The organism is Massilimicrobiota sp. An142, assembly GCF_002160725.1.
In the GTDB taxonomy this organism is placed as follows: Bacteria; Bacillota_I; Bacilli_A; order Erysipelotrichales; family Coprobacillaceae; genus Allocoprobacillus; species Allocoprobacillus merdigallinarum.
In genome coordinates, this window is record NZ_NFLD01000034.1 from 1 (window position 1) to 23,604 (window position 23,604).

The window sequence follows — 23,604 nt, forward strand, 5'->3', positions numbered from 1 at the left end:
TACTAAAATAGTCTTATCATTTAAAGTGATTATTTCTTATTCATTCACTTTGATAAGACTTTTTCTTTTATTTTGACTATTTTCTTTATTTTTCTTTTTATTTAATTTGGCATTCAACAAATTGGCGAGAATGAAAAAAAGGAGAGGTCTCATAAATACGACCTCACCGAACAAAAAAGAAAGACATATAAGGAAAATAGTACAAATTTATCAATTTGCATAAAAAATAAAAAGAAGTGGTAGATTTAATAAAAAATTCTACCACTTTGTCAACAGCCTGAAATTAGCTTCTGTAACTAATTTCTTTTTATTGGTTGTTTTTATTTTTTTCTTCAACTCTTTTACGTTTATATTCAATAATAAACATAACTTCTTTTAAATCATCATCTGGCAATTCTGTTAATAGACGTGCAATATTTGCAATATTATAATAATCGTATTTTTTACCACTCATAATTTCTTCAACACTACGTCCATAAAGATGTGAAAGAATTTTTAATTCACTAACTGTCACATCTCTTTTACCATTTTCAATATCTGAAATAGCAGAATGTGGAACATTAAGATGAGAAGCAACTTCTTTTTGAGTAAGGTGTTTAAAATTACGATAAACCTTCAGTCTTTTAGCTAAATCCATATCTATTGCCATAAGGTCACCTCCATAATAATATTATATCATGAATGAAAAACAATCGCAATTTAGAATATGAAAAAACTTTTTTTGTGAAAGACATAAATATTGATGATTCAACATTATTCTTTGAAATATCCTGAAGTTACTTTTATTTTCTGTCGAATATGGCTCTTTTGTTGGTTATAGATCATCTGCATAAAATCATCCATCACCATTTGAACTTGTTGCTGATCTTCGTTAGTGAACGCAATAAGGAATCCACCAACTGGTAATTGTTTAAATTGATCATAAAAAAGTGTATGTGCATTTAATAAGTGCATGCGACATTTATTATCGACCATTATGTCAAATTTCTCATTTTTTCGATCTCTCAAGGCAAAATGACCTTGTTTACACATTTGACAATGCTTATTTTGATATCCAAAATAATATTGAGTAATTGGACAATATTCGCTAATCATATTTGTTGTTTTACCAAAGATTTGAACAAGACAATGTGTTAAATCAACCTGCAAATGTTTAATCTCAGTTGTTGACATTTCTAAAGAAACCAAATATGGTTGATGATAATGATGTGCAGCATACGAATTATAAATATTTAAGCCCTGACCCACAACCAGTTTTTTATCTTGGAAAGCCATATATGCACCATAATCATTTACCAATATTGTATCTATTTGCGAATAAATCTGTGATGATAATACATCTTCAATATCATCATCTTTCATAACAGGAGATGTCATCATAATCATTTTCTTTTGATATTTTTGACAAATTTCATAAGCTTTTTCTATATTTTCCTGATAAGGATAAATAATTGTATCAAAAGGATATTGAATGACTGTTTTTAATTGTTCTATGGAATGAACAAGAATATAAAATTGAGGTGCTTGAGAAGTGCTTTTTTGGCTATATGTAGACATTTTTTGTCGACTATGATGATGTATTTTTTTTTGAGATAATTTTTCAATCAACATATCTGTTGCATGTCTACGCATCTCATTAATATCTCTAATAGGCATTGAAATACCTTCATCTATGTTTATCTGTATATGCTCTGCTATAAATGGTGTAGATCCCAGTTTTGATAACTGCTGGTTGATTCTCTGTTTTTCAAGAGGCGTATTATGAGCTAATTGAACTTCCTGTTGTGATTCAACTGTTACTTTTAAATTTTCTTTCTTAAGAATAAGTCTTGCTCTTTGATATATACGGGCTTCAAACTCCATAGATATTGAGACTTTTCGTGGTGATTTTTGATATGTCTGTTGCATTTTTTCAACAACATTTGTATCAAGTGTTTTTCTAACCAATCCTCGATCAACATAATAATCAAATTCTATTTCAATCACATCATTTGAATAAGCTTTATTCACTAATTTTTTTTGATGATAGATTTTATTGACTGGTCTTCCTTTATCAATATTTTCAAAAACAATGCTATCACCTTGCATGAGTGTATCTTTTAAACGAATCCCCACTCTTTTTTGTTTTTTATGATAATACAAAACTTCACCAATAATACTACCTCTATGTCCAGAATAGTCACCATCTACAAGATGAGTATCATGTTTTAAATAACCTAAAGTATAATTGCGATTAAACATCGCCTTCATATCATGAATAAGGGGCTGTAAATCAATTTTTTTATGTTCATAAAAGGCATCAATTGCTTGGCGATATGCACGTGTAACGCTGGCAACATATTCTGGCCTTTTCATACGTCCTTCTATTTTCAATGAAGAAACACCTGCTTCAATAAGAGCACCAACATGTTCTATTGTCATCATATCCTTTGGTGATAGAATAAAAGGATATTTTTCAGGTAAAACTTGATCATCCTTTAATAATTGATATGGCAAACGACATGGTTGGGCGCACTGTCCCCTATTTCCACTTCTTTTTCCAATCATACTGCTCATTAAACATTGTCCAGAATAGCACACGCACATAGCTCCATGAACAAAAACTTCAATCTCTATAGATGTATTTTGGCAAATAGATTGAATATCTTCTAATGTATTTTCACGTGCTAATACAACACGTGATGCACCACATTTTTCAAAATAATTGACACCATAGTGATTCATAATAGAAGATTGTGTACTCATATGAATTTCAAAATCAGGATATAAAGTTCTGACAATATCAAATAATCCAACGTCTTGGATAATCAGGGCATCTACTTGAAATTCATATAATTTATCCAAATATGAAATCAAAGCATCTATCTCTGCATCTTTAAATAACGTATTTACAGTAACATAGATTTTGACACCATATAAATGAGCGTATTGTATTGCCCATTGTAGTTGTTCATCATCAAAATTTTTTGCAAAAGCACGTGCACTAAATAAAGTTCCACCTAAATATATAGCATCCGCACCATTTTGTACTGCAGCAATTAAAGATTCTTTGTCGCCAGCAGGAGCCAATAATTCAATTTTTTTCATAGAGATCCTCCTTATATAAAAAAGCAATAACAAGTGTTATTGCGATAATATAGAAATAAGATGATAACACATTTTTGCAGAAGCTTGGCTAGCTTGTTTTAAATATTCATCAAATTGCACATGATTTTCACCTTTTTGATAGATATCACTTAGAGATCTTGTGATAATAAATGGAACTTGAAAAACATGACAAACCTGTGCAATAGATGCAGCTTCCATTTCAGCACATATTGCATCAGGAAAATTCTTTTTAATCTGACTAACCTGATCATCACGACAAATAAATTGATCTCCTGAAACAATAAGCCCCATATGATACGACAGATGAAGATCTTTTAAAATATTTTCAACCAGTTTTAAAGCTTTTTTGTCTGGTTCAAAGATACGTGGCATTCCTGGCACTTCACCAAGTTCACGTTGAAAAGCAGTTACATCAACATCATGATGGAGAACCCCTGTTGAAATAACAACATCACCAACATTTTGTGATAAAGAAAGTCCACCAGCAGAACCTACATTAATAAGAAAATCAATATCATAATTTGTTAATAACAAAGTGGTTGAAATAGCTGCATTCACTTTTCCAATACCACCTTGTACAACTACAACTTTTGTATTCGCTATTGTACCTTCATAAAAAGTATATCCATGAATTGTCTGCATAGAAGTTATATCCATATACTTTTTTATTTCAGCAACTTCTTCTTCCATAGCTCCAACAACTGCTATCATATGGTTTCCTCCTTTTGACATACAAATATAATTCTTTCACAATCATCATGATATTCATGAAAATCACTATAATAATCAACTTGCGAAAAACCAGCTTCCTTTAACCAGTATAAATATTGATTTACCGAATAAGTCTTTTGATAATGATCTTCATCAACTATTTCAGATTCTTGTTTATCTTCAATATAAACATGATGATGCACATATCCATCATCTATTTTATCAACACGCCATTCAAAAACAAACTCTTCATCTTCTTCTTTTTCTGAATATTGATCTAAAATAACATTCATTTTGTATAAACTATCAATATCAAAAATAAAAGTACCTTCAGCTTTTAATGAACGAAATACATTTTGAAAAGTCTGCATAATCTGATGTGGTTCAAGTAAATAATTGATAGAATCACACAAACATAAGATAAGATCAACTGGTCGTGAAATTTCAAAGTCGCACATATCAACTCTTTGTAAAATAAGATTTACTTGATTAGCAATAGCCTTCTGTTTTGCAACTTCTAACATATCAGTAGAAATGTCAGAAGCATATACAGTTTTATGATCTTTAGCTAAACGAATAGCAATTTCACCTGTTCCACATCCCAATTCAAAAACTTCTTCAAATTGACAATGTTCCAATATAAATTGATAGTAATCTTCATAAAATTGTTCATCCATTAAGCTATCATAATAGTAAGCAAAGTTTTCATAACTCATTTGGCCAACATTCCTTCAATGTTGATACGAGGCATATCTCCCCATAATTTTTCCAAATTATAACTTTCTCTTTCAGCTGCTTCAAAAATATGACAAACAATATCTCCTAAATCTATAAGAATCCATTTAGAATTTCTTAATCCTTCAATACTTTTGACTTCATAATGATTCTTAGCACATTCATCTTGAATATTATCAGTAATTGCCTGCATTAATCTTTCATTGCTAGCAGTACATAAAACAAAAGTATCAAACATTGGACTTACATCACGCATATCAATAGCAGTAATGTTAGTAGCAAGTTTGTCATCCATAGCCTTTACAACACATTCTAATTTTGTCATTATTTTTCTCCTTTTACAACGAAATAATCATAAATTTCATAAAAACAATCGTCAATTTCTCTATTTTTCTTTTTTGAAAATTCATAAAAATCTATCAATGAATCTCTAAATCCTGCATTTATATCTTTTTTACATAATTCAATCTGCTTTGATGAATCATAACCTCTTAATGGGTCTAATTTATCTGCAACATATAGACATTTTCCAATCAATGAAATATCAACAGAAGCAGTTGTATGGTCTTCAATAGCCTTTAAAATAATAGGATCTTCTATTAAAAACTCATGTTCACTTACATATCTTGATAACCATTGATGCCATATAGGATATGGTTTAGAGATATATTCTGGAAAATAATTTTGCATAATAACAGTTGCTTCTTTTTGATCCATTTCTTTAGCAACATCATGCATAATCCCTGCAATATATGCCTGTTTTTCATTCAAATGATTTACTTTAGCAATCTTTTTAGCCAATTGAGCAACACTACATGTATGTTTCCAACGTTTTTCTTTCATACGTGAAGCAACCATTGTTTCTAAGTATAATCCCTGACTTGAAATATAACGCAATACATGGGGATCTAACATTTCAATATGCCCCTGTCTAACATCACTGCTTGATGCATAGACAGGACGATTATTTAAAACAAGAAAATGATATTGATTTAAAACATCCAATAATGGCTCATATCCTCCACGCTGAAAAGCAACTAACTGTACTAAGTTAGAAATTTTTTTAGCTTTTTTCCATTTATCAAAAGCATTTGCCTGATCCATACCCATAATATAATAATATTTGTTATTGGGATGTTTTTCAATGATCTTTTCAAGAGTATGAATAGTATAATTTTTTTGATTTTGATCATCATCAAGTTCAATTGTATTCACTGTGAGTTTATCATTGCCCTGAATAGCCAAATGAATCATATGTAAACGCTCTTTAGCATTGGCACAACTTTGATTTTTCCATGGATTATGTCGTGTAGGAATAAATTGCACTTCGTCTAATTGAAGCTGTTCAATTGCACACATGGCAATTTCTACATGTGCTTTATGAATAGGGTCAAAGCTTCCGCCAAATAATCCTATTTTTTTCATGGTAAGCGATAAATTCCTTGAGGACTATGACGATAAAAAACAATCGTACGACCAATAATTTGAACAACTTCTGCTTTTGTATGCATACTTAATTCAACAGCTACACTATTCACATCATCAGGACAACTTTCTAATATCTTCACTTTAATTAATTCCTGAGCTTCTAAAGCATCATCAATACCTTTAATCTGATTAGCAGAAACACCCTCTTTACCAACCTGAAAAATAGCTTTTAAATGATGTGCTTCACTTCTTAAATATCTTTTTTGTTTACCTGTTAACATAATTGTTTCCTTTCTTTTATATAATTGCTTCTCTAATCATAACTGAAATTTGAGGTGGAACATGAACTTTAACTTTTCCACCATGAGATGAAATGGTTATAAACCCTAATCCTGAAATAACAATATCACATTTTCCAGGTTTTAAGGTAAAATCATATGTTTTCATTTTTTCAATTGAATCCATACCATTTAATTCAAATGAAAAAGTTTTATGGCGATTATACAATGCATCAGCATTGCTTGTTTTTGTACGATGAATTTTAAGTTGTCTAGAAAAATAAGTAATAAAACTTGCCTGATCACCACTGATATAATCAATTCTTCCTAATCCATCAAAATAAATAGTCTGTTTTTCCTGTAACTGAAAACCAATAGGTCTCAATTCACTTTGAGGAATAATCTTTTTTAAATCCTGAGGATCAATAAAATGAGTCATTTGATGATCATTAATAATTCCTGGTGTATCATATAAATATGAATGATTATCTAATGGAATTTCAATAAAATCAAGTGTTGTCCCAGGGAATTCTGAAACAGTAATTAAATTCTGTTCTTCAACTTGAGCATAATGTTTTAATAAGGCATTGATAAAAGTAGATTTTCCAACATTTGTTACACCTACAACATAGACATCCCTTTGTTTACGATATGACATAATAGCATCATAAATCGAATCCATATTCATATTTTTCTTACCACTAGTCACAATCACATCTACTGGTTTTATTCCTTCTTGTTTTAATTGTCTTCTCACCCAATGTTCTAACTTACGTTCTTTTACTGATTTAGGTAAAAGATCACGCTTATTAGCTAAAACCAGGACATCATTAAAACCAATATGACGTAATAACCCAGGAATCATGCTTCCCTGAAAATCAAATAAATCAATCATATACACAACTAAACAATCTTTTTCACCAATATGATCCAATAAATTTAAAAAATCATCTTTTGTGAGATTTGTTGTCTGCAATTTATGATAATTTTTTAATTGAAAGCAACGCTGACATAAGATATGTTCTCTTTGAGTTGCATTTTTAGGAACATAACCAATATGCTTTTCATTATGACTTTGAATGATAGCACCACAACCATAACATTTTTTTACTTCTTCCATATATACCTTCCTTCTCGCTTATTGTATACTATTTCTTATTTAATGAAAAGAGATAAACATAAACATCGACAAATTTCATATAATATTTTGAGGTGACTTATGTTTACAACAATTATTGCATTATTACAACAATTTTTATTTGTTTCGTTTATTAAAACGCAAGCATTTAAACCCCAATTAACACCACAACAAGAAAATGAGTTATTAGAAAAATATTTTCAAGGTGATCAGAATGCTAGAAATGCGCTAATTGAACATAACTTAAGACTAGTTGCACATATCGCTAAAAAATATGAAAGTTCTAAAGATTTACAAGAAGATCTGATTAGTATTGGTACAATTGGCCTTATCAAAGCAGTAGATAGTTATAATGCTGATAAATCAACAAAACTAGGAACATATGCTGCTAAATGTATAGAAAATGAGATTTTAATGCATCTGCGTCATCATAAAAAGACAGCTCTTGATGTTTCATTAAATGAAGTATTAGGTGTTGACAAAGATGGCGGAGAAATGACTTTACTTGACATTATCCCTGCCAAAGATAAAGATATTGTTGAACAGATTCAAACCAATGATCAGATTCAAAAATTACAAGAATATTTTACATTACTGACACCTCGTGAACAAGAAATACTCATTTATCGCTATGGGCTTAATCATCATCGTATATATACCCAAAAAGAAATCGCTCAGCAAATGAATATTTCTCGTTCTTATGTTTCACGTTTAGAAAAACGTGCTTTAATTAAGCTTCTTAAAGCATATATTCATTCTTCATAAATTAGAAATCATCATTAAATAAGTCATCAAATGAAATAGGTTCAAAATGTTTATCTTGTTGTTGTGGTTCTAAAGGTTGACTCTTTTCAACCTTTTTTACATTTTGAGTTGTAGATAAATCTTGAGTTTCTGTAACATTCTGATATAAATCCGTAGATAATACCCCTTGATAATAAATATATGTAATATTTTCGTTCTTTAAAGATTGAATGATACTTGGTTTTTGTGAGATTTGAGATAATGAATAATCCTTAATAGCAACCGTTTCTTTATGTTCTTGTGTTTCGATAATGAGTGTATCTTGAACATCTAAAACATAAGCTGATAAAGCATGGATTGGATTTGTCTTTGGTGATTTAAAAATTAATGTTCCTTTGGTTGAGCGATTACAGCTTGGTATATCAGAAATTCTCATACGCTTAATTCCTGGCTGATCACTAATAAGAACATAAGAATAAGAATGCAGTGGATCAAATGTATTCATAGCAACTAATGAATCATTTTTCAAATTGATTCCTTTGATTCCACCTGCTTTTAATCCTAAAATAGAAATTTCCTGTTCACTATAAAGCGATACATATCCTAAAGATGATGTTAAAACAATAGCTTGATGATCATCTGTTAATGAAACTTGTAATAATTGATCATCTTGTTTTAAATTCATACATTTGATTGGTTTGCTGTATCTTGTGACTTCAAAATCTTGAAGAGAGACACGTTTCATTTGTCCTAAACGTGTTGCTAATAAAACATATAATGGTCTTTGGAATGATTTGACAAGAATAGATCCAATCATTTTTTCTTCTGGTGATACTTTTATCAGATAGCTGATATGTTTTCCAAGTTCTTTCCATTTAAATTCTTCTAATTTATGCAATGGAATAAATAAATAGTTTCCTTTATCAGTAAAGACAAGCAATTTATCCAAAGTACTAGCAAAATGCAAATCTAATAAAACATCATCATCTTTCTTTCCAAACGCAATATTTTCACTTGCTTTATATGATCTTTGAGATATTCTTTTCACGTAACCATCACGAGTAATAGATACATAGATGTCTTCAGGAAGAATCATAGCTTCTTCATCAATAACAATTTCTTGAACTTCATCTTTAATCTCTGTTAAACGTGGACTTGGATATTGCTTTTTAATTTGTTTTAATTCATCTATAATGACTTTTCTTAATACTTTATCACTTGCTAGAATATTGTTTAATGTTTGAATTAAGACCTCTAAATCAGATTTTTCTTTTTCTAATGAAACAATATCCGTATTTGTTAAACGATATAACTGCAACATTACAATTGCTTCTGCCTGTTTTTCAGAAAACTGATACTGTAATTGAAGATTCTTTTTAGCATCCTGTTTATCATGTGAATGACGAATCGTATGAACAACTTCGTCCAAAATAGAAACAGCTTTAATCAAACCATCAACAATATGTTTACGATCTTCAGCTTTATGAAGATCAAACAAAGAACGCTTTGTAATGACTTCAATCTGATGTTCAATATAGCCATCCAAAATATCAACAATTCCCATGCAGACTGGTCGTTTATTTTTAATCGCAACCATATTATAATTATAATTCTTTTGTAAATCTGTATTCTTGTAAAAATAATTTAAAGTATTTTGAACATCTACATCTTTCTTTAAATCAATCACAATACTTAATCCATTACGATCAGATTCATCACGAACTTCAATAATACCATCAATATTTTTTTGAAAACGAATTTCATCTAATTTTCTAACAAGTTCAGCTTTATTCACTTCATAAGGAATCTGAGTAATCACAATTTTATTTATATTTTTTTCTTCAATTATTTGAGTCTGTGAACGGACAACAACTTTTCCTCTACCTGTTTCAAAAGCCTTTTTGATACCATTTAAACCTTCAACAATCGCTCCTGTTGGAAAATCAGGACCTTTCATAAATTTCATTAAATCATCTAATGAACAATGTGGATGTGAAATACGATAAATCGTTGCATCAATAACTTCTTCTAAATTATGTGGTGGAATATCAGTTGCGTAACCAGATGAAATTCCTGTTGCACCATTAACCAATAAATTAGGGAATTTAGCTGGTAAAACCGTTGGTTCATATTCAGTATCATCAAAGTTAAGTGCCATTTGCACTGTTTCCTTGTCAATGTCTTTTAATAACTCCAATGCAATGGGCGATAATCTCGCTTCAGTATAACGCATAGCGGCTGCAGGATCATTATCAATAGAACCATTATTTCCCTGCATATCAATCAAAGGCATACGCATTTTCCAATCCTGTGACAAACGTACCATAGCTTCATAGACAGAAATATCTCCGTGAGGATGGTAATTACCAATAACGTTACCAACAGTTTTGGCAGATTTACGATATGGTTTTTGATGTGTATTTCCTTCTTTGTACATTGCATATAAAATTCTACGTTGTACAGGTTTCAACCCATCTCTTACATCTGGTAATGCACGATCTTGAATGATATATTTAGAATATTTTCCAAAGCGATCTCCCATAATGTCATCCAGCGACTGGGTTATGATTTTTTCTTTCATGTTAGACCTCCCTATTGATTAATGAAAAATGAATCTTCTAAAGAAAATTGAACATTGTCTTCAATCCATTCACGTCTAGGTTCAACTTTATCTCCCATTAAAACCGACACTCTACGTTCAACCAATGCAGCATCTTCAATAGAAACCTGAATCAAAGTTCTTGTTTCTGGATTCATAGTTGTTTCCCATAATTGATCAGCGTTCATTTCACCTAAACCTTTATAACGCTGAACATTATATCCACGCCCTATCTGTTTTTTTGCATTTTCTAATTCTTCATCATCCCATGCATAAACAACATCTTCATGTTTTCCATTTTTCTTAGATACCTTATACAAAGGTGGTAAAGCGATATAAACTTTTCCTGCTTGAATTAAACCTCGCATATAACGATAGAAGAAAGTTAGTAATAAAACCTGGATATGCGCACCATCAGTATCAGCATCGGTCATGATAATGACTTTTGCATAATTAGAATCATCAGCGTTAAAATCAGCACCAACACCAGCACCAACAGTATTGATAATTGTACTAATTTCTTCATTTTTTAAAATATCAGCCATTGCTGCTTTTTCAGTATTAATAACTTTTCCACGTAATGGTAAAATAGCCTGATATTTTCGATCTCTTCCCTGCTTTGCACTTCCACCTGCAGAATCACCTTCGACTAAATATAATTCTTTTCTTTTTTTATCTTTTGACTGTGCCGGAGCAAGCTTTCCACTTAATATCTTTTCAACTTTATTTCCTTTACCTTTTCTTGCTTCTTCTCTCGCTTTTCTAGCTGCATTTCTTGCCTGTGAAGCTTTAATCATTTTTTTTACAAGTTCATTAGCGGTTTCTTTATTTTCTTCTAAAAAATAATTAACCTGTTCATAAACAACATTTTCAACTATATTTCTTGCTTCAGGAGTTCCTAATTTAGATTTTGTCTGTCCTTCAAATTGTAATAATGATTCAGGGATTTTAACTGATATAACAGCAGTCAGCCCTTCTCTTACATCACTACCCTCAAGGTTTTTATCTTTCGGTTTTAATAATCCATATTTTCTGGCATACTCATTGAAAACTTTCGTAAAGCCAGAACGGAATCCTGTTTCATGTGTTCCACCATCACCAGTTCTTACTAAATTAACAAAAGAAATCAGATTTTCCTGATATCCATCTGTGATTTGAAAAGAAATCTCAACTTCAATAGGATGAGAAGCATCATCAAATGATACTGTAGAATGAAGTGTCTTTTTATCATAATTCAAATATTCAATAAAAGCTTCTAATCCATTTTCATATTGAAATGAATCATGTTTCCCAGTTCTTTCATCAATAACATTCATCTCAATTCCTTTTAATAAGAAGGCACTTTCTCTTAATCGTTCACAGATTGTTGAGTAATTGAATTCAACTGTCGAAAAAATATTCTGATTCGGTTTAAAATGAATGATTGTTCCAGTGCGAGACGTTTTACCAATGACCTTTAAAGGTGAAATGATTTTAGCCCCATCTTCAAAGCGTTGTTGATGAATTTTACCATCACGATAAACTGTAACTTCTAACCATTCACTCAAAGCATTCACGACAGACGATCCAACACCATGTAAACCACCAGATGTTTTATAACCACCATCTTCACTAAACTTACCACCAGCATGTAATATCGTTAAAATAACTTCTGTTGTAGGCTTACCAGAAGCATGCATACCTGTTGGCATTCCACGCCCTTCGTCCTCAACACGAATACTATTATCTTTTCCAATTGTGACAGTGATTTTTTTACCAAATCCAGCAAGTGCTTCATCAATAGAATTATCAACAATTTCCCATACAAGATGGTGTAAACCTCTTGAATCTGTTGAACCTATATACATACCTGGACGCTTTCTGACAGCTTCTAGTCCCTCAAGAATTTGAATGTTAGATTCATCATAGTGATTTGCTTTCATATCTGATTTCCTCCTTTTCCAACTTTATAATTATATCAAAAACTATTTGATATTGCTAGAGAATTCATATTCTAGCAAATTTCTAGAATTTTCGCAAATCTTTTAAAAAAATTGATTTTTCTCCTTTTTTATGTATAATAAAGCTCGGGGAAGTGAAAAAATGGATATATTAATATATTTACTATTAATTTTAATGGGATATTTATACGGTTCAATACCATTTGCCTTAGTTATAGGAAAACTATTTTATCATACTGATGTAAGAAATAGTGGTTCTGGTAATTTAGGTGGAACCAATGCTGGAAGAGTTCTAGGAAAAAAAGCAGGACTATCAGTTATTATATTAGATGCTTCTAAGTGCTGTATTTCTATTCTTATTGCTGGAACAGTTGCCAAATATATGGAACTTGATATGAATATTATTTACCCATGTGCTTTAGCATGTGTGATAGGACACTGTTATCCTATCTTTGCTGGATTTAGAGGCGGAAAAGCTGTTTCAGTCGCTATTGGGTATGCATTAATGACAAATATTTATGCATTCTGTATTGCATTGGTTATTTTCTTGCTTACATTAAAGATTTCAAAATATGTTTCTTTAGCATCAATTCTTGGAGCAATATCAATTGCAGTTATATCACCTTTTTTAGGTTACAGCACAATTGGTATTATCACGAATATATGTATAGTTGCTTTACTTGTCTATAAACATAGAAGTAATATTCAAAGATTAAGAAATGGTACTGAAAATAAAATTACATGGATGTAAAAACCTGAATGTTTTTAAACACTCAGGTTTTTATTTTGCAAAACTTGCATGCATAACATGCGGTAAAAAATGATGATCGTTATAAGATAAAACTTGATAAATGCCATCATGTTCTTCAATACACGTTAAAGAACACCCTTCAACAATCTGTTGATTGATTTTTACGAAATCTTTTTTGTCTAATTGTAAAATAACAGCCATAAAAATCACAAAACACATTCCATGAGTAACAATAAAGATTTGACTATCTGAGTCCATTTGTTTTAAATCATTCAAAAAACTTTTGACTCTTGCCATGACTTCATCATAACTTTCACCTTGTGGAATTCTCTCAAACAACTCTGGTTGATTCCATAACTGGTAATATAATTCGTGCTGATTTTTTAATAAATCAGCAATTTTTTGTCCTTCAAAAACTCCAAAATTCATTTCCATCAAACGATCATCAGTTATTACTTTTTCTTGACCAAATAATAAACAAGCTGTCTGATAGGCACGTGGTATGGGACTAGAGTAAACACAATCAAATTGCAAAGCATTATCTGTGAGATATTTTTTTAAGGCAAGAGCATTATCAATACCTTCTTGAGTCAATGGGGAATCTAAACGTCCCTGCAACCTTTTTTGTTCATTCCAAAGAGTTTTAGAATGACGCGTTATATATATCTTCATATACGAAAAAATAAGGGATATCCCTTATTTATATTGATCATTAATGCTTTTCATAATTCGTTTGATTTGTGTTTCATTAGGTTTACGTCCCATTTCCATAAACATAGCACGAATCATTTTTTCATTAATTGGTGGATTCTTCTTTAAATTTCTTTTGAAGAAATAACGAGCAGCAAAGAATCCTATAACAAGACCTATTAAAAGTCCTAAAATTCCATATAACATTTTTCAATCCTCCATTCAATTACCAAATTATTATAACATAGTCCTATGCTTTTTGCAAAATTATTTCGTAATCATATAAAAATTTTTAGAAAAAGACGATATCATATCATATATATGATGATTGTTACCCTCTTCTTCTATTTGTAAATCATATTCATTCATGATAATTGTCATCTTTTCTTGAGTTATAGGATTAAAAAGCTGATGAATTCCATGATAATAGGAATAATGTTCACGTGATTGAATTTTATGTAAAAGTTTTTCTTTTTCGTTGACCATATTAGAAAAAATCAATTCTATCTGTTTAGTCTTATACATATTATCTTGTTCCTGATAAACTTGTTTCAAAAAATCAGGATACATATTTACAAATTCCACAAAACGTTCCTTAACGCAAACAATTTTATATTTCATATTCATCACCATGTTTATTATAATCCTTTACCAATAAAAAATATGTCAAAAAAAGAACCTATTACAGGTTCTTAAAGTGATAAGTATGTTTCAACAATGTTTTCAACAGTAAAACCATATTTTTGGATAACGATATTGGCTGGAGCACTTGCACCAAATTGATTAACAGAAATAACTTTTCCATCTAATCCCACATATTTATGCCAACCAAAATCACAAGCCATTTCAACAGCAAGACGTTTTCTGATATGTTTTGGTAAAACCTTTTCTTTATATGAATCATCCTGCTGATCAAATAATTCCATTGAAGGCATTGATACAACTCGAACATCTTTTCCTTGTTCTAATAATGCCTTTTGTGCCTGCATAGCTAATTCTACTTCGCTACCAGTTGCAATGATAATACCATCTAAATTGTCTTTTTCTTGAGAAACAACATATGCCCCATGACAAACATCTTCATAAGTTGCATGAGTGATATTTGTTACATTTTGTCTTGTTAAGATAAGCGCAGTTGGACAATCATTTGTTTCAACCGCTTTTTTCCAAGCGCCACACATTTCATAAGCGTCAGCTGCTCTTATCACTTGAATATTTGGCATTGAACGTAACATTGCCAATTGTTCAACTGGTTGATGTGTTGGACCATCTTCCCCTACAGCAATTGAATCATGTGATAATGGTAAAATAATTGGTAATTTCATTAAGCATGCCATTCTTAAAGCAGCTTTGAAATAATCACTAAACACCATAAATCCACCAGCAGCAACCTTGATACCTTTGTGTAAAGTCATCCCATTCATTATTGCAACCATTGCAAATTCACGGATTCCAAAGAATAAATTACGTCCTCCATAATTATCACAGCTAAAACGTTCTGCATCTTTGATAATTGTTTTTGTAGAAGATGCTAAATCAGCTGTTCCTGATAGGAATGTTGGGTTTTGTGCTGCAATAGCATTGATTAATTTTTCACTTGTTACACGTGTTGCTTCACTTATACCATCTTGATATTCTTTTATAAAAGCAGTTTCATCAAAAGAATATTCATCATTTATATTTCGGAATAATTCCTGGTATAACTCAGGATATTCTGTTTTATATGTATCCATCATTTTGTTCCATTTATTATAAGCGCGTTTACCACGATTAAATACATTTTTCTTAAAATCATCATAAACTTCTTCAGGAACAAAGAAATTATCATATTCAAATCCATATTGTCTTTTTGCATATTGTCCATCTTCTTCTCCAAGAGGAGCACCATGAACTTTACTTGTTCCCTGATTTCGAGAACCAAATCCAATAATAGTATTCACGATAATTAAAGTCGGTTTATAAACTTCTTTTTTAGCTTTTTTAATGGCTTTTGCAATAGCTTCATAATCATTTCCATCTTGAACACAAATGACTTGCCAATTCATAGACTCATAACGTTTCTTTACATCTTCACTGAATGAATAATTTAAAGGACCGTCAAGAGTCACATTATTCGCATCATAAAGCACGATAAGCTTTCCTAATGAAAGATGCCCAGCCAATGATGAAGCCTCATAAGTGACACCTTCTTGCATATCTCCATCACCACATAATACATATGTATAGTGATCAATCACTGGATAATCTTTTTTATTGTATCTTGTTGCTAAAAAAGCTTCAGCCATAGCCATTCCAACAGCCATTGGGATACCTTGACCTAAAGGTCCACTAGAAGCATCAACACCATCTGTCAGTTCTACTTCAGGATGTCCTGGTGTGCAGCTTCCCCATTGTCTGAATTGTTTCAAATCATCCATTGAAACTTGGAAACCAGATAAATGTAATAGGCTATATAACAGTGAAGACGCATGTCCACTTGCTAAAACAAAACGATCACGATTAATCCACTGAGAATGTGCTGGAAAAACTTTATACTCTTTTGTAAATAAGGAATATAAAGCTGGAGCAGATCCTAATACCATTCCAGGATGTCCTGAGTTAGCTTTATTAATCATATCTATCCCAAGTGATCTAATCGTTGCAATTGATAGTTCAGATTGATTCATTATCTCATTATTCCTCCTTCTAACACACTAACATTATACACAAAAACACATGAATATCAAACAAGATTTGACATAATCTAAGATTTCCTTAGTTTTTTCGTTTAGAAGGTGTTATATCATTCCCTTTAGGATCGACAACTTTGACATGCTGAAGCTGTTGTTTAAACCCTTTACGAAATAAACGAAGATATTCTTTACGTAATTCCTGTTGTCTTTTCTTTTCTTCCTCATTTAAACCTTCAGTTTTACTTTTTCTTGCAAGAGCATTAATCTCATTAATCATCTCATCACTTATTTTCTCCATGTTTTCCTCCTCAAAAAGAAAAACCTAAGAGTTTTTTAGATTAATCCCTGGTATATGCAGGTGGGTATCTTGTGTCCAATTTTAGGATCCCTATTCAAGATAGGTTTTCAACACCATCAGACAACAGTCAGATTCCCTTATCTATCGTGTAGGAAATACATATATCTCTTAGGTCACTCACATTATAACATAAAAATAAATTGTGTAAATAGTGAAATCTTTCATTCTATAAAATGTCTTTATTTTTGTGATTGATTTTGCGGTAAAACAGTAAATGAACTGATATATTGTATATCAAATAAATCTTTTAATTGATTTAAATCATCTAATGTTAAATCATTTAAACAATCTATTAATTCAAAAATCATAACACCTTCAAAATAATATCGACTAAACATATTCGCAATAGCTTCAGGACTATTGAAAACAGATATCAAAATCCCCATTGTTTTTTTCTTTAGACGTTCAAAATCATCCTTAGAAATGGAATAATCATGAATATGTCTAACAAAATCATAAATCTTGTCTTTCAATTTATCAGGATATAGAGTATCTCCTCCTATTTGTAAGAAACAATAATCTCTTTCTTGTGTAAATTGAGCACTAAAACTATCATTAATCAATTCATCTGTTAGCCACTTCTCATATAATGAAGAACTCTTTGCAAAGAAAATATCTAATAATAAGTTCATACCTAATTCTCTTTTTAAACGTTCTTGTGGCGCTTGTAAAATATCATTTATTTTTAATGATACAATGATTTTAGGCATAGTTACATCCATATATAAAGTTGCATCATTTTGTGCTACTTCTAATGGTTCATTAACAACTTCTCTTTGAATAGGATTTTCTTTTTCAAAATGCTTATTTTCCTGGTTTTCTCTAATAAGCTGCATAATTTGTTGAGGATCAATATTTCCTACCACAAATAACATCATGTTACTAGGATGATAGAAAGTATGATAACATTTTTCTAATGTATCTTTATCAATAGAAGCAACTGTTTCAACAGTTCCTGCAATATCAATTTTCACAGGATGATGCTGATATAAGTTTTGAATACTTCCAAAATAGCATCGCCAGTCTGGATCATCATCATACATTCTGATTTCCTGATTGATGATTCCTTTTTCTTTTTCAACATTTTCATCTGTTAAATAAATATCTTGTACAAAATCAAGTAATAACTCAATACATTCTTTTTCATGACTTGTTGTACTAAATAAATATGCAGTTCTTGAAGAAGAAGTAAAAGCATTTGTATTCGCACCTAATCTTGCAAAGGCATCACTTGCATCACCATTTTCCATTTCAAACATTTTATGTTCTAAAAAATGAGCTATTCCATCAGGAACTTTTATCATTTCAGATTTATGTAGAGGAACAAAAGTCGTATCTATAGAACCAAAACGTGTAGAAAACAGACCATATGTTTTGGAAAAACCAACTTTAGGTAAAAGATAAACTTTTAATCCATTTTTCATTTCTTCATAATATAACGTTTCCTTTAATGTTGGATATTTAATTATTTTCATGGAACTCCTTTCCTGTAAGGAAGTAAATTGTATCCAGTTTTACTTTTTTAGCAACTTCAACAATTTCTTCTAAAGTTACATTCATTAGTTTTTCAATATATTCTTCACTCGTTTCACGAACATGAGTGATGTCACGGTTATAAGCCAAGGCAATCATACTGCTTGCTTCATCATTTGTCTTTTTTAAGGCATTTGTAAGCATCATTTTTGCGATTTTCATTTCTTCTTCATGAACATTTCCATTTTGTAAATCACTAAGCTGTTGATGAATCAAATCAAGAGTTTTTTGATAATCTTTCTGTTCAATTCCTGCATTGACAATCATCATGCCATTAAAAGCATCATAACTAGAAGAAATATAATAACATAAACTATGTTTCTCTCTTACAACCTGAAATAAACGTGATTGTGAAAATCCACCAAATATGGCATTAAAGACAGTAAATGCATAATGCTGTGGCGATGTAAAATCACATTCAATCTGGTATCCTAAATTCAACTTAGATTGCGTAATATCCTGTTTTTCAATGACTTCTAAAAGTTCATGACGAGGACTTTGAAAAATATATGCTGAAGGATAATCATAGTATTGTTCTGGAAATTGCAAAAGACGTTGAAAAATATCTACAATATTTTCTGGAATATCACCAACAACATAAATATGTTTTTCATCTTCAACAATACATTTTTTCATATACTGATAAAGCTGTTGAGGTGTAATCTTTTGAATTTCATTTTCATAACCAGTACTTGGAATACCCAACACTTGATCTCTACCCATATATTCAAACAATTTATCTAAAGAATATGAAAACTTATCATCTTTATTAGCTTGTAGTTTTTCTTTTAATTCTTTCTTTTTGAGTTGTACGATTGTTTCATCAAAACCATTGTCAACTATCAATGGACGATAAAATAAATCACTTAATAATTGTAATTGCTTTTCTAATAAGTTTTCTTTTGTAGGCAAATAAGCATCATTCACAAAGCTTGTTGTCACATTGATAACGTGTGACTTTCCTTTTGTTGTAATATGCGTAGACAAGCTTGCTCCATAGTTTTCATCAAGATAACGTGCCAAAGATTTAGTAGATGGATAATCTTGTGTTGCTGCCATCATGACAAATGTTAATAATGTTCTCATTGTTGTCGTTTCTTTCAATAACGGACTTTGTAATCTTAATGAAATTGTCATCGTTTTAAATTTTTGAGTTGGAATAAGATGTAAAGTATATCCCGACATTTGATAGACGTTTTCCATAAATAACCTCCAATTCGTATACACATATATTATACTCAATTTTCAACAAATTAAAATAAAAAAGACCAAGAGATTCTCTTGATCTTAACGTTTACCTTTATCAAACGGTTCTCCTTCTGCACGTGGTGCAGCAGAATTTTTAGATGTAAAAGCTAATAAAATCAACGTTGCTAAATAAGGTATGAGTTTATAAGCTGTCGCAGGCAATGATAAAGTTGCTAAAAATGGAATAGATGTATAAGTATAAGCAATTGTCTTTGTTGCTCCAAAGAAGAAAGCTGCTCCAGCAATACGCCAAGGCTTCCAGTTTCCAAAAATAAGTACAGCTAAAGCTAAAAAACCATATCCAGCTACATTACAGTTAAATTCTGTACTAATTGGTAAAATATAAATTAATCCTCCCATTCCTGCTAAAAATCCTGAAAGAATAACACCTAAATAACGCATTTTATAAACGCTAATTCCTGCCGCATCAGAAGCCTGAGGATTTTCTCCACATGATCTTAATCTTAATCCTGTTTTTGTTTTCATAAGGAAAACATATGAAATAATAAGAACGAAAATTCCAACAAATGTTGTTAAATAACAATTTTTAAAGAATAAATCTCCAAGAATTGGAATTTGTGACAAAATAGGCACTTCAACAATTCTAAATTGATTTTCAAACATAACACTTTGTACACCATCTTGAATTGTTTTAGCAATAAATAAACCAAATGCAGGTGCAAATAAATTCAAAGCAGTTCCACTGATGGTTTGGTCAGCCTTTAAATGAATAGATGCAAATGCATGAAGTAATGAAAATAAAGCACCCACTATTCCAGAAACAAGAAGTGCAAGAATTAATAATGCCTGTCCACTCATAATTTGATTTGTCTGCATAAAGTTAATAAAGAAAACTCCAAAAAAGGCTCCAAGAATCATGATACCTTCAAGGGCAATATTAATAACTCCACTACGTTCAGAAAACATACCACCTAAGGCTACTACTAATAAAGGGATGGCAAACAATAAAGTTTGAGCAAATAAGAAGTAAACAATACTCATGATTCATGCCCTCCTTCTATTGACTTTTGTTTTTTGTTTTTATATTTATTAAACATCATTTTAATAAATAAAGTGAATGAACTAAAGTATATAATTGAAGCTACAATGATATCAATAACTTCAACAGCAATATTTAATGATTGCATATAATTTCCACCAACATTAATGTATCCAATGAACAAAGCTGCAAAAATACAACCAATAGGATTGTTAAATCCTAATAAAGCTACTGGAATACCATTAAATCCTTCTGCTGGTAAAACTTCAGAAATAGGCAATGTTTTCCCAGTTCCAGACAAATAAGCAATAGCTCCCCCAACACCAGAAAAGAAACCAGCAATTGCCATAGATAAAATAATACACTTCTTTTCATTCATACCAGCATACTTTGCTGCATCAGGATTATATCCACAAGCTTTTAATTCATATCCAAAAGTTGTTTTATTCATAATGATATAAGCCAATATACATAATAGAATTGCAATCACAATACCAAAATTTATATTAGAATCAGGGAAAATTTTATCTAATCCAAAAGCAGGAATCGCTTTTTCATTAGGAACGGAATAAGATTCAGCTCCTGTTGGATTATAAATTGTTGCTTTTATTCCCTCAATAACAAGCAACATCCCAATATAGTTACACATAATACATGAAATAACAACATTAACATTTCTATAAGCCTTCAATACTCCTGGAATAACTGCCCATAAAGCACCAGCTAATCCAGCAGCAATAATACAAACAATCCATAAAATAGAATTGGGAATAAAATTACATTTTAATGCAACGAATACTGCTGTAAAAGCCCCCATAATATATTGACCAGGTGTTCCAATGTTAAATTCCCCGCATTTGAATGCAAATGCCACTGAAAGTCCTGTCATCATAATAGGTACTGCCAAATAGAAAACTTGTCCTAAGCTTTTAGCACCTCGATAAAAACCACCTGTTAAAAGAAGTTTTAATCCTTCCAAAGCATCACCTGGATTTGCAATTAAAATAATGATAAATCCAAATAAAAGCCCTAATGCAATAGCAATCAATGAAGAAGCAAAAGATTTTGAACCTTCCTTTTTTAACAATAATGATATTTTATTTTTCATATCCTTCACCTCTCTTTGATCCTGCCATATAAAGTCCTAATTCTTTGACATCAATATCTTTAGGATTTAAATCAGCAACAATTTCTCCTTCATACATAACAAGAATACGATCACTCACATTCATGACTTCATCCAATTCCAAAGATACTAATAAAACCGCTTTATTCATATCACGATGTTTAACTAACTGTGAATGAATAAATTCGATAGCGCCAACATCCAATCCTCTTGTTGGCTGAACTGCAATTAATAAATCAGATTGACTGTCAATTTCTCTAGCAATAATCGCTTTTTGTTGATTTCCTCCAGACATTCCTCTAGCAATTGACTTTCCACCTTCACCAGAACGAACGTCAAACTTTTCAATCAATCCATCAGCATAAGTATTCATTTTATCAAAACGGATAAAACCATGATTTTGAAATTCGGGTTTATCGTAATTTCTTAAAATCATATTTTCTGCTAAAGTGTAGTCTAATACCAAACCATGTTTATGTCTATCTTCAGGAATATGAGCCATACCTTTATCACTACGTCTACGAATAGATGCCTTTGTAATATCCTCACCTTTTAAATAAATATGTCCTTTTTGAATAGGAATCATTCCTGTCAAAGCATAAACAAGTTCACTTTGACCATTACCGTCAATTCCTGCAATACAAACAATTTCCCCTCTTTTAACTTCAAAAGAAATATTTTTTAAAATATCTTTATGAGCAGTTTTAGGATGATAAGTCAAATTCTCTACCTTTAAAACTTCATCACCTAATTTTGGTTCTGCCTTTTCTACATTAAAGTTAACTTTTCTTCCAACCATTTTTTCAGAAAGTTCTTCTTTTGTAACATCAGCCACATTCACTGTATCAATGTATTTTCCTTTACGTAAAATAGTACAGCGATCTGCTACAGCCTTAATCTCATTAAGCTTATGAGTAATAAAAATAATCGATTTTCCTTCTTTAATGAGACCTTTCATAATATGCATCAGTTCATCAATTTCCTGTGGCGTTAACACAGCCGTAGGTTCATCAAAAATAAGAATATTATTATCTCTAAACAACATTTTTAATATTTCAACACGTTGTTGCATACCTACTGTAATATCTTCAATATAAGCATCAGGATCAACGTTTAAATGATATTTATGAGATAACTCCATTACTTTTTTTCGAGCTTCGTTTGTTTTTAAAAGTCCAAATTTTGAATTTTCAACCCCTAAAATAATATTCTCTAATACAGTAAAATTATGAACAAGTTTAAAATGCTGATGAACCATTCCTATTGCATATTTATTTGCATCATTAGGATTATTAATTTTGACTTCTTGGCCATTGATTTTAATCATACCTTCATCAGGCTGATAAAGTCCAAACAAAATACTCATTAATGTTGATTTTCCAGCACCATTTTCCCCTAATAGTGCATGAATTTCTCCCTGCTTAACTTGTAGAGTAATATTATCATTAGCCTTAATACCAGGGAATTCTTTTGTAATATTTAACATCTCTATTGCATAATTCAAAACACTCACCTCTTTTTTTAGCAATATCTTTTAAAAAAGAG

Annotated in this window: 22 protein-coding genes and 1 other RNA gene; 2 read left to right on the forward strand and 21 right to left on the reverse strand. The window is 30.7% G+C overall.

The annotated features are described in order from the left end of the window. Window positions 1-307: 307 nt before the first annotated feature. From B5E87_RS12255 to yqeH, 8 genes are all read right to left on the reverse strand, one after another. On the reverse strand, window positions 308-649 hold the full coding sequence (locus tag B5E87_RS12255; RefSeq protein ID WP_087245222.1) for a helix-turn-helix transcriptional regulator: 342 nt from the start codon (window positions 647-649) through the stop codon (window positions 308-310). 104 nt (window positions 650-753) lie between these two features. Further along, on the reverse strand, window positions 754-3,087 hold the full coding sequence (locus tag B5E87_RS12260) for a peptidase U32 family protein (protein WP_087245224.1): 2,334 nt from the start codon (window positions 3,085-3,087) through the stop codon (window positions 754-756). Between the two features lie 36 nt (window positions 3,088-3,123). Next, window positions 3,124-3,819, reverse strand: coding sequence for a 5'-methylthioadenosine/adenosylhomocysteine nucleosidase (locus tag B5E87_RS12265; protein WP_087245226.1), 696 nt, complete (start codon window positions 3,817-3,819; stop codon window positions 3,124-3,126). After that, window positions 3,816-4,535, reverse strand: a complete 720-nt coding sequence (locus tag B5E87_RS12270; protein ID WP_087245228.1) for a class I SAM-dependent DNA methyltransferase — start codon at window positions 4,533-4,535, stop codon at window positions 3,816-3,818. Before B5E87_RS12270 ends, B5E87_RS12265 begins: the two co-directional genes overlap by 4 nt. Next, complete coding sequence (gene rsfS, locus B5E87_RS12275) at window positions 4,532-4,879, reverse strand: ribosome silencing factor (RefSeq protein WP_087245230.1); 348 nt, start codon at window positions 4,877-4,879, stop codon at window positions 4,532-4,534. The genes B5E87_RS12270 and rsfS overlap by 4 nt, the downstream gene beginning before the upstream one ends. Continuing rightward, on the reverse strand, window positions 4,879-5,979 hold the full coding sequence (locus B5E87_RS12280; protein WP_087245232.1) for a nicotinate-nucleotide adenylyltransferase: 1,101 nt from the start codon (window positions 5,977-5,979) through the stop codon (window positions 4,879-4,881). Before B5E87_RS12280 ends, rsfS begins: the two co-directional genes overlap by 1 nt. Continuing rightward, a complete protein-coding gene (gene yhbY / locus B5E87_RS12285; protein WP_087245234.1) occupies window positions 5,976-6,263 on the reverse strand; it encodes a ribosome assembly RNA-binding protein YhbY in 288 nt (95 codons plus the stop codon). Before yhbY ends, B5E87_RS12280 begins: the two co-directional genes overlap by 4 nt. Window positions 6,264-6,279: 16 nt before the next feature. Further along, window positions 6,280-7,380: a ribosome biogenesis GTPase YqeH gene (gene yqeH, locus B5E87_RS12290; RefSeq protein WP_087245236.1), complete on the reverse strand. Its 1,101-nt coding sequence runs from the start codon at window positions 7,378-7,380 to the stop codon at window positions 6,280-6,282. 99 nt (window positions 7,381-7,479) lie between these two features. Between yqeH and sigK the strand changes: the two genes are divergently transcribed. Then, on the forward strand, window positions 7,480-8,163 hold the full coding sequence (gene sigK, locus B5E87_RS12295) for an RNA polymerase sporulation sigma factor SigK (RefSeq protein ID WP_087245239.1): 684 nt from the start codon (window positions 7,480-7,482) through the stop codon (window positions 8,161-8,163). 1 nt (window position 8,164) lies between these two features. Here sigK and parC read toward each other — a convergent pair whose 3' ends face one another. Further along, a complete protein-coding gene (gene parC / locus B5E87_RS12300; protein ID WP_087245241.1) occupies window positions 8,165-10,723 on the reverse strand; it encodes a DNA topoisomerase IV subunit A in 2,559 nt (852 codons plus the stop codon). A gap of 11 nt (window positions 10,724-10,734) precedes the next feature. Next, window positions 10,735-12,663 (reverse strand): DNA topoisomerase IV subunit B, encoded by a 1,929-nt coding sequence (gene parE, locus B5E87_RS12305; RefSeq protein ID WP_087245244.1) that lies wholly within the window; start codon window positions 12,661-12,663, stop codon window positions 10,735-10,737. A 160-nt stretch (window positions 12,664-12,823) separates the two neighbouring features. On the opposite strand from parE, the gene plsY reads away from it, so the two are divergent. Beyond that, window positions 12,824-13,432 (forward strand): glycerol-3-phosphate 1-O-acyltransferase PlsY, encoded by a 609-nt coding sequence (gene plsY, locus B5E87_RS12310; protein WP_087245246.1) that lies wholly within the window; start codon window positions 12,824-12,826, stop codon window positions 13,430-13,432. 30 nt (window positions 13,433-13,462) lie between these two features. Here the strand turns inward: plsY and B5E87_RS12315 are convergent, their stop codons facing one another. The 11 genes from B5E87_RS12315 to B5E87_RS12365 form a co-directional block, all read right to left on the reverse strand. Further along, entirely contained in the window at window positions 13,463-14,104 is a 642-nt protein-coding gene (locus B5E87_RS12315) for a histidine phosphatase family protein (protein ID WP_087245248.1), read from the reverse strand. Window positions 14,105-14,128: 24 nt separating this feature from the next. Then, window positions 14,129-14,329, reverse strand: coding sequence for a YneF family protein (locus B5E87_RS12320; protein WP_087245250.1), 201 nt, complete (start codon window positions 14,327-14,329; stop codon window positions 14,129-14,131). A 60-nt stretch (window positions 14,330-14,389) separates the two neighbouring features. Continuing rightward, on the reverse strand, window positions 14,390-14,743 hold the full coding sequence (locus tag B5E87_RS12325) for a hypothetical protein (RefSeq protein ID WP_087245252.1): 354 nt from the start codon (window positions 14,741-14,743) through the stop codon (window positions 14,390-14,392). A 71-nt stretch (window positions 14,744-14,814) separates the two neighbouring features. Then, window positions 14,815-16,788: a transketolase gene (gene tkt / locus B5E87_RS12330; protein ID WP_087245254.1), complete on the reverse strand. Its 1,974-nt coding sequence runs from the start codon at window positions 16,786-16,788 to the stop codon at window positions 14,815-14,817. A gap of 88 nt (window positions 16,789-16,876) precedes the next feature. Then, window positions 16,877-17,092, reverse strand: a complete 216-nt coding sequence (locus tag B5E87_RS12335; RefSeq protein ID WP_087245256.1) for a DUF896 domain-containing protein — start codon at window positions 17,090-17,092, stop codon at window positions 16,877-16,879. 17 nt (window positions 17,093-17,109) lie between these two features. Further along, a non-coding RNA gene (gene ssrS, locus B5E87_RS12340) (6S RNA) lies at window positions 17,110-17,270 on the reverse strand. 61 nt (window positions 17,271-17,331) lie between these two features. Next, window positions 17,332-18,627 (reverse strand): EF-P 5-aminopentanol modification-associated protein YfmH, encoded by a 1,296-nt coding sequence (gene yfmH / locus B5E87_RS12345; protein WP_087245258.1) that lies wholly within the window; start codon window positions 18,625-18,627, stop codon window positions 17,332-17,334. Further along, window positions 18,614-19,888, reverse strand: coding sequence for an EF-P 5-aminopentanol modification-associated protein YfmF (yfmF, locus tag B5E87_RS12350; RefSeq protein ID WP_087245260.1), 1,275 nt, complete (start codon window positions 19,886-19,888; stop codon window positions 18,614-18,616). The genes yfmH and yfmF overlap by 14 nt, the downstream gene beginning before the upstream one ends. A gap of 84 nt (window positions 19,889-19,972) precedes the next feature. Continuing rightward, window positions 19,973-20,935 carry an ABC transporter permease gene (locus B5E87_RS12355; RefSeq protein WP_087245262.1) on the reverse strand — a complete coding sequence of 321 codons (963 nt, stop codon included), beginning with the start codon at window positions 20,933-20,935 and terminating at the stop codon, window positions 19,973-19,975. Continuing rightward, window positions 20,932-22,041: an ABC transporter permease gene (locus B5E87_RS12360; protein WP_087245264.1), complete on the reverse strand. Its 1,110-nt coding sequence runs from the start codon at window positions 22,039-22,041 to the stop codon at window positions 20,932-20,934. The genes B5E87_RS12355 and B5E87_RS12360 overlap by 4 nt, the downstream gene beginning before the upstream one ends. Beyond that, a complete protein-coding gene (locus B5E87_RS12365) occupies window positions 22,031-23,563 on the reverse strand; it encodes an ABC transporter ATP-binding protein (RefSeq protein WP_087245266.1) in 1,533 nt (510 codons plus the stop codon). Before B5E87_RS12365 ends, B5E87_RS12360 begins: the two co-directional genes overlap by 11 nt. Window positions 23,564-23,604: the final 41 nt, after the last annotated feature.

Bases quoted from the DNA above. Each gene is read 5' to 3' on its own strand.
- B5E87_RS12255 (WP_087245222.1), bottom strand. From the start codon at position 649: ATGGCAATAGATATGGATTTAGCTAAAAGACTGAAGGTTTATCGTAAT.
- B5E87_RS12260 (WP_087245224.1), bottom strand. From the start codon at position 3,087: ATGAAAAAAATTGAATTATTGGCTCCTGCTGGCGACAAAGAATCTTTA.
- B5E87_RS12265 (WP_087245226.1), bottom strand. From the start codon at position 3,819: ATGATAGCAGTTGTTGGAGCTATGGAAGAAGAAGTTGCTGAAATAAAA.
- B5E87_RS12270 (WP_087245228.1), bottom strand. From the start codon at position 4,535: ATGAGTTATGAAAACTTTGCTTACTATTATGATAGCTTAATGGATGAA.
- rsfS (WP_087245230.1), bottom strand. From the start codon at position 4,879: ATGACAAAATTAGAATGTGTTGTAAAGGCTATGGATGACAAACTTGCT.
- B5E87_RS12280 (WP_087245232.1), bottom strand. From the start codon at position 5,979: ATGAAAAAAATAGGATTATTTGGCGGAAGCTTTGACCCTATTCATAAA.
- yhbY (WP_087245234.1), bottom strand. From the start codon at position 6,263: ATGTTAACAGGTAAACAAAAAAGATATTTAAGAAGTGAAGCACATCAT.
- yqeH (WP_087245236.1), bottom strand. From the start codon at position 7,380: ATGGAAGAAGTAAAAAAATGTTATGGTTGTGGTGCTATCATTCAAAGT.
- sigK (WP_087245239.1), top strand. From the start codon at position 7,480: ATGTTTACAACAATTATTGCATTATTACAACAATTTTTATTTGTTTCG.
- parC (WP_087245241.1), bottom strand. From the start codon at position 10,723: ATGAAAGAAAAAATCATAACCCAGTCGCTGGATGACATTATGGGAGAT.
- parE (WP_087245244.1), bottom strand. From the start codon at position 12,663: ATGAAAGCAAATCACTATGATGAATCTAACATTCAAATTCTTGAGGGA.
- plsY (WP_087245246.1), top strand. From the start codon at position 12,824: ATGGATATATTAATATATTTACTATTAATTTTAATGGGATATTTATAC.
- B5E87_RS12315 (WP_087245248.1), bottom strand. From the start codon at position 14,104: ATGAAGATATATATAACGCGTCATTCTAAAACTCTTTGGAATGAACAA.
- B5E87_RS12320 (WP_087245250.1), bottom strand. From the start codon at position 14,329: ATGTTATATGGAATTTTAGGACTTTTAATAGGTCTTGTTATAGGATTC.
- B5E87_RS12325 (WP_087245252.1), bottom strand. From the start codon at position 14,743: ATGAAATATAAAATTGTTTGCGTTAAGGAACGTTTTGTGGAATTTGTA.
- tkt (WP_087245254.1), bottom strand. From the start codon at position 16,788: ATGAATCAATCTGAACTATCAATTGCAACGATTAGATCACTTGGGATA.
- B5E87_RS12335 (WP_087245256.1), bottom strand. From the start codon at position 17,092: ATGGAGAAAATAAGTGATGAGATGATTAATGAGATTAATGCTCTTGCA.
- yfmH (WP_087245258.1), bottom strand. From the start codon at position 18,627: ATGAAAATAATTAAATATCCAACATTAAAGGAAACGTTATATTATGAA.
- yfmF (WP_087245260.1), bottom strand. From the start codon at position 19,888: ATGGAAAACGTCTATCAAATGTCGGGATATACTTTACATCTTATTCCA.
- B5E87_RS12355 (WP_087245262.1), bottom strand. From the start codon at position 20,935: ATGAGTATTGTTTACTTCTTATTTGCTCAAACTTTATTGTTTGCCATC.
- B5E87_RS12360 (WP_087245264.1), bottom strand. From the start codon at position 22,041: ATGAAAAATAAAATATCATTATTGTTAAAAAAGGAAGGTTCAAAATCT.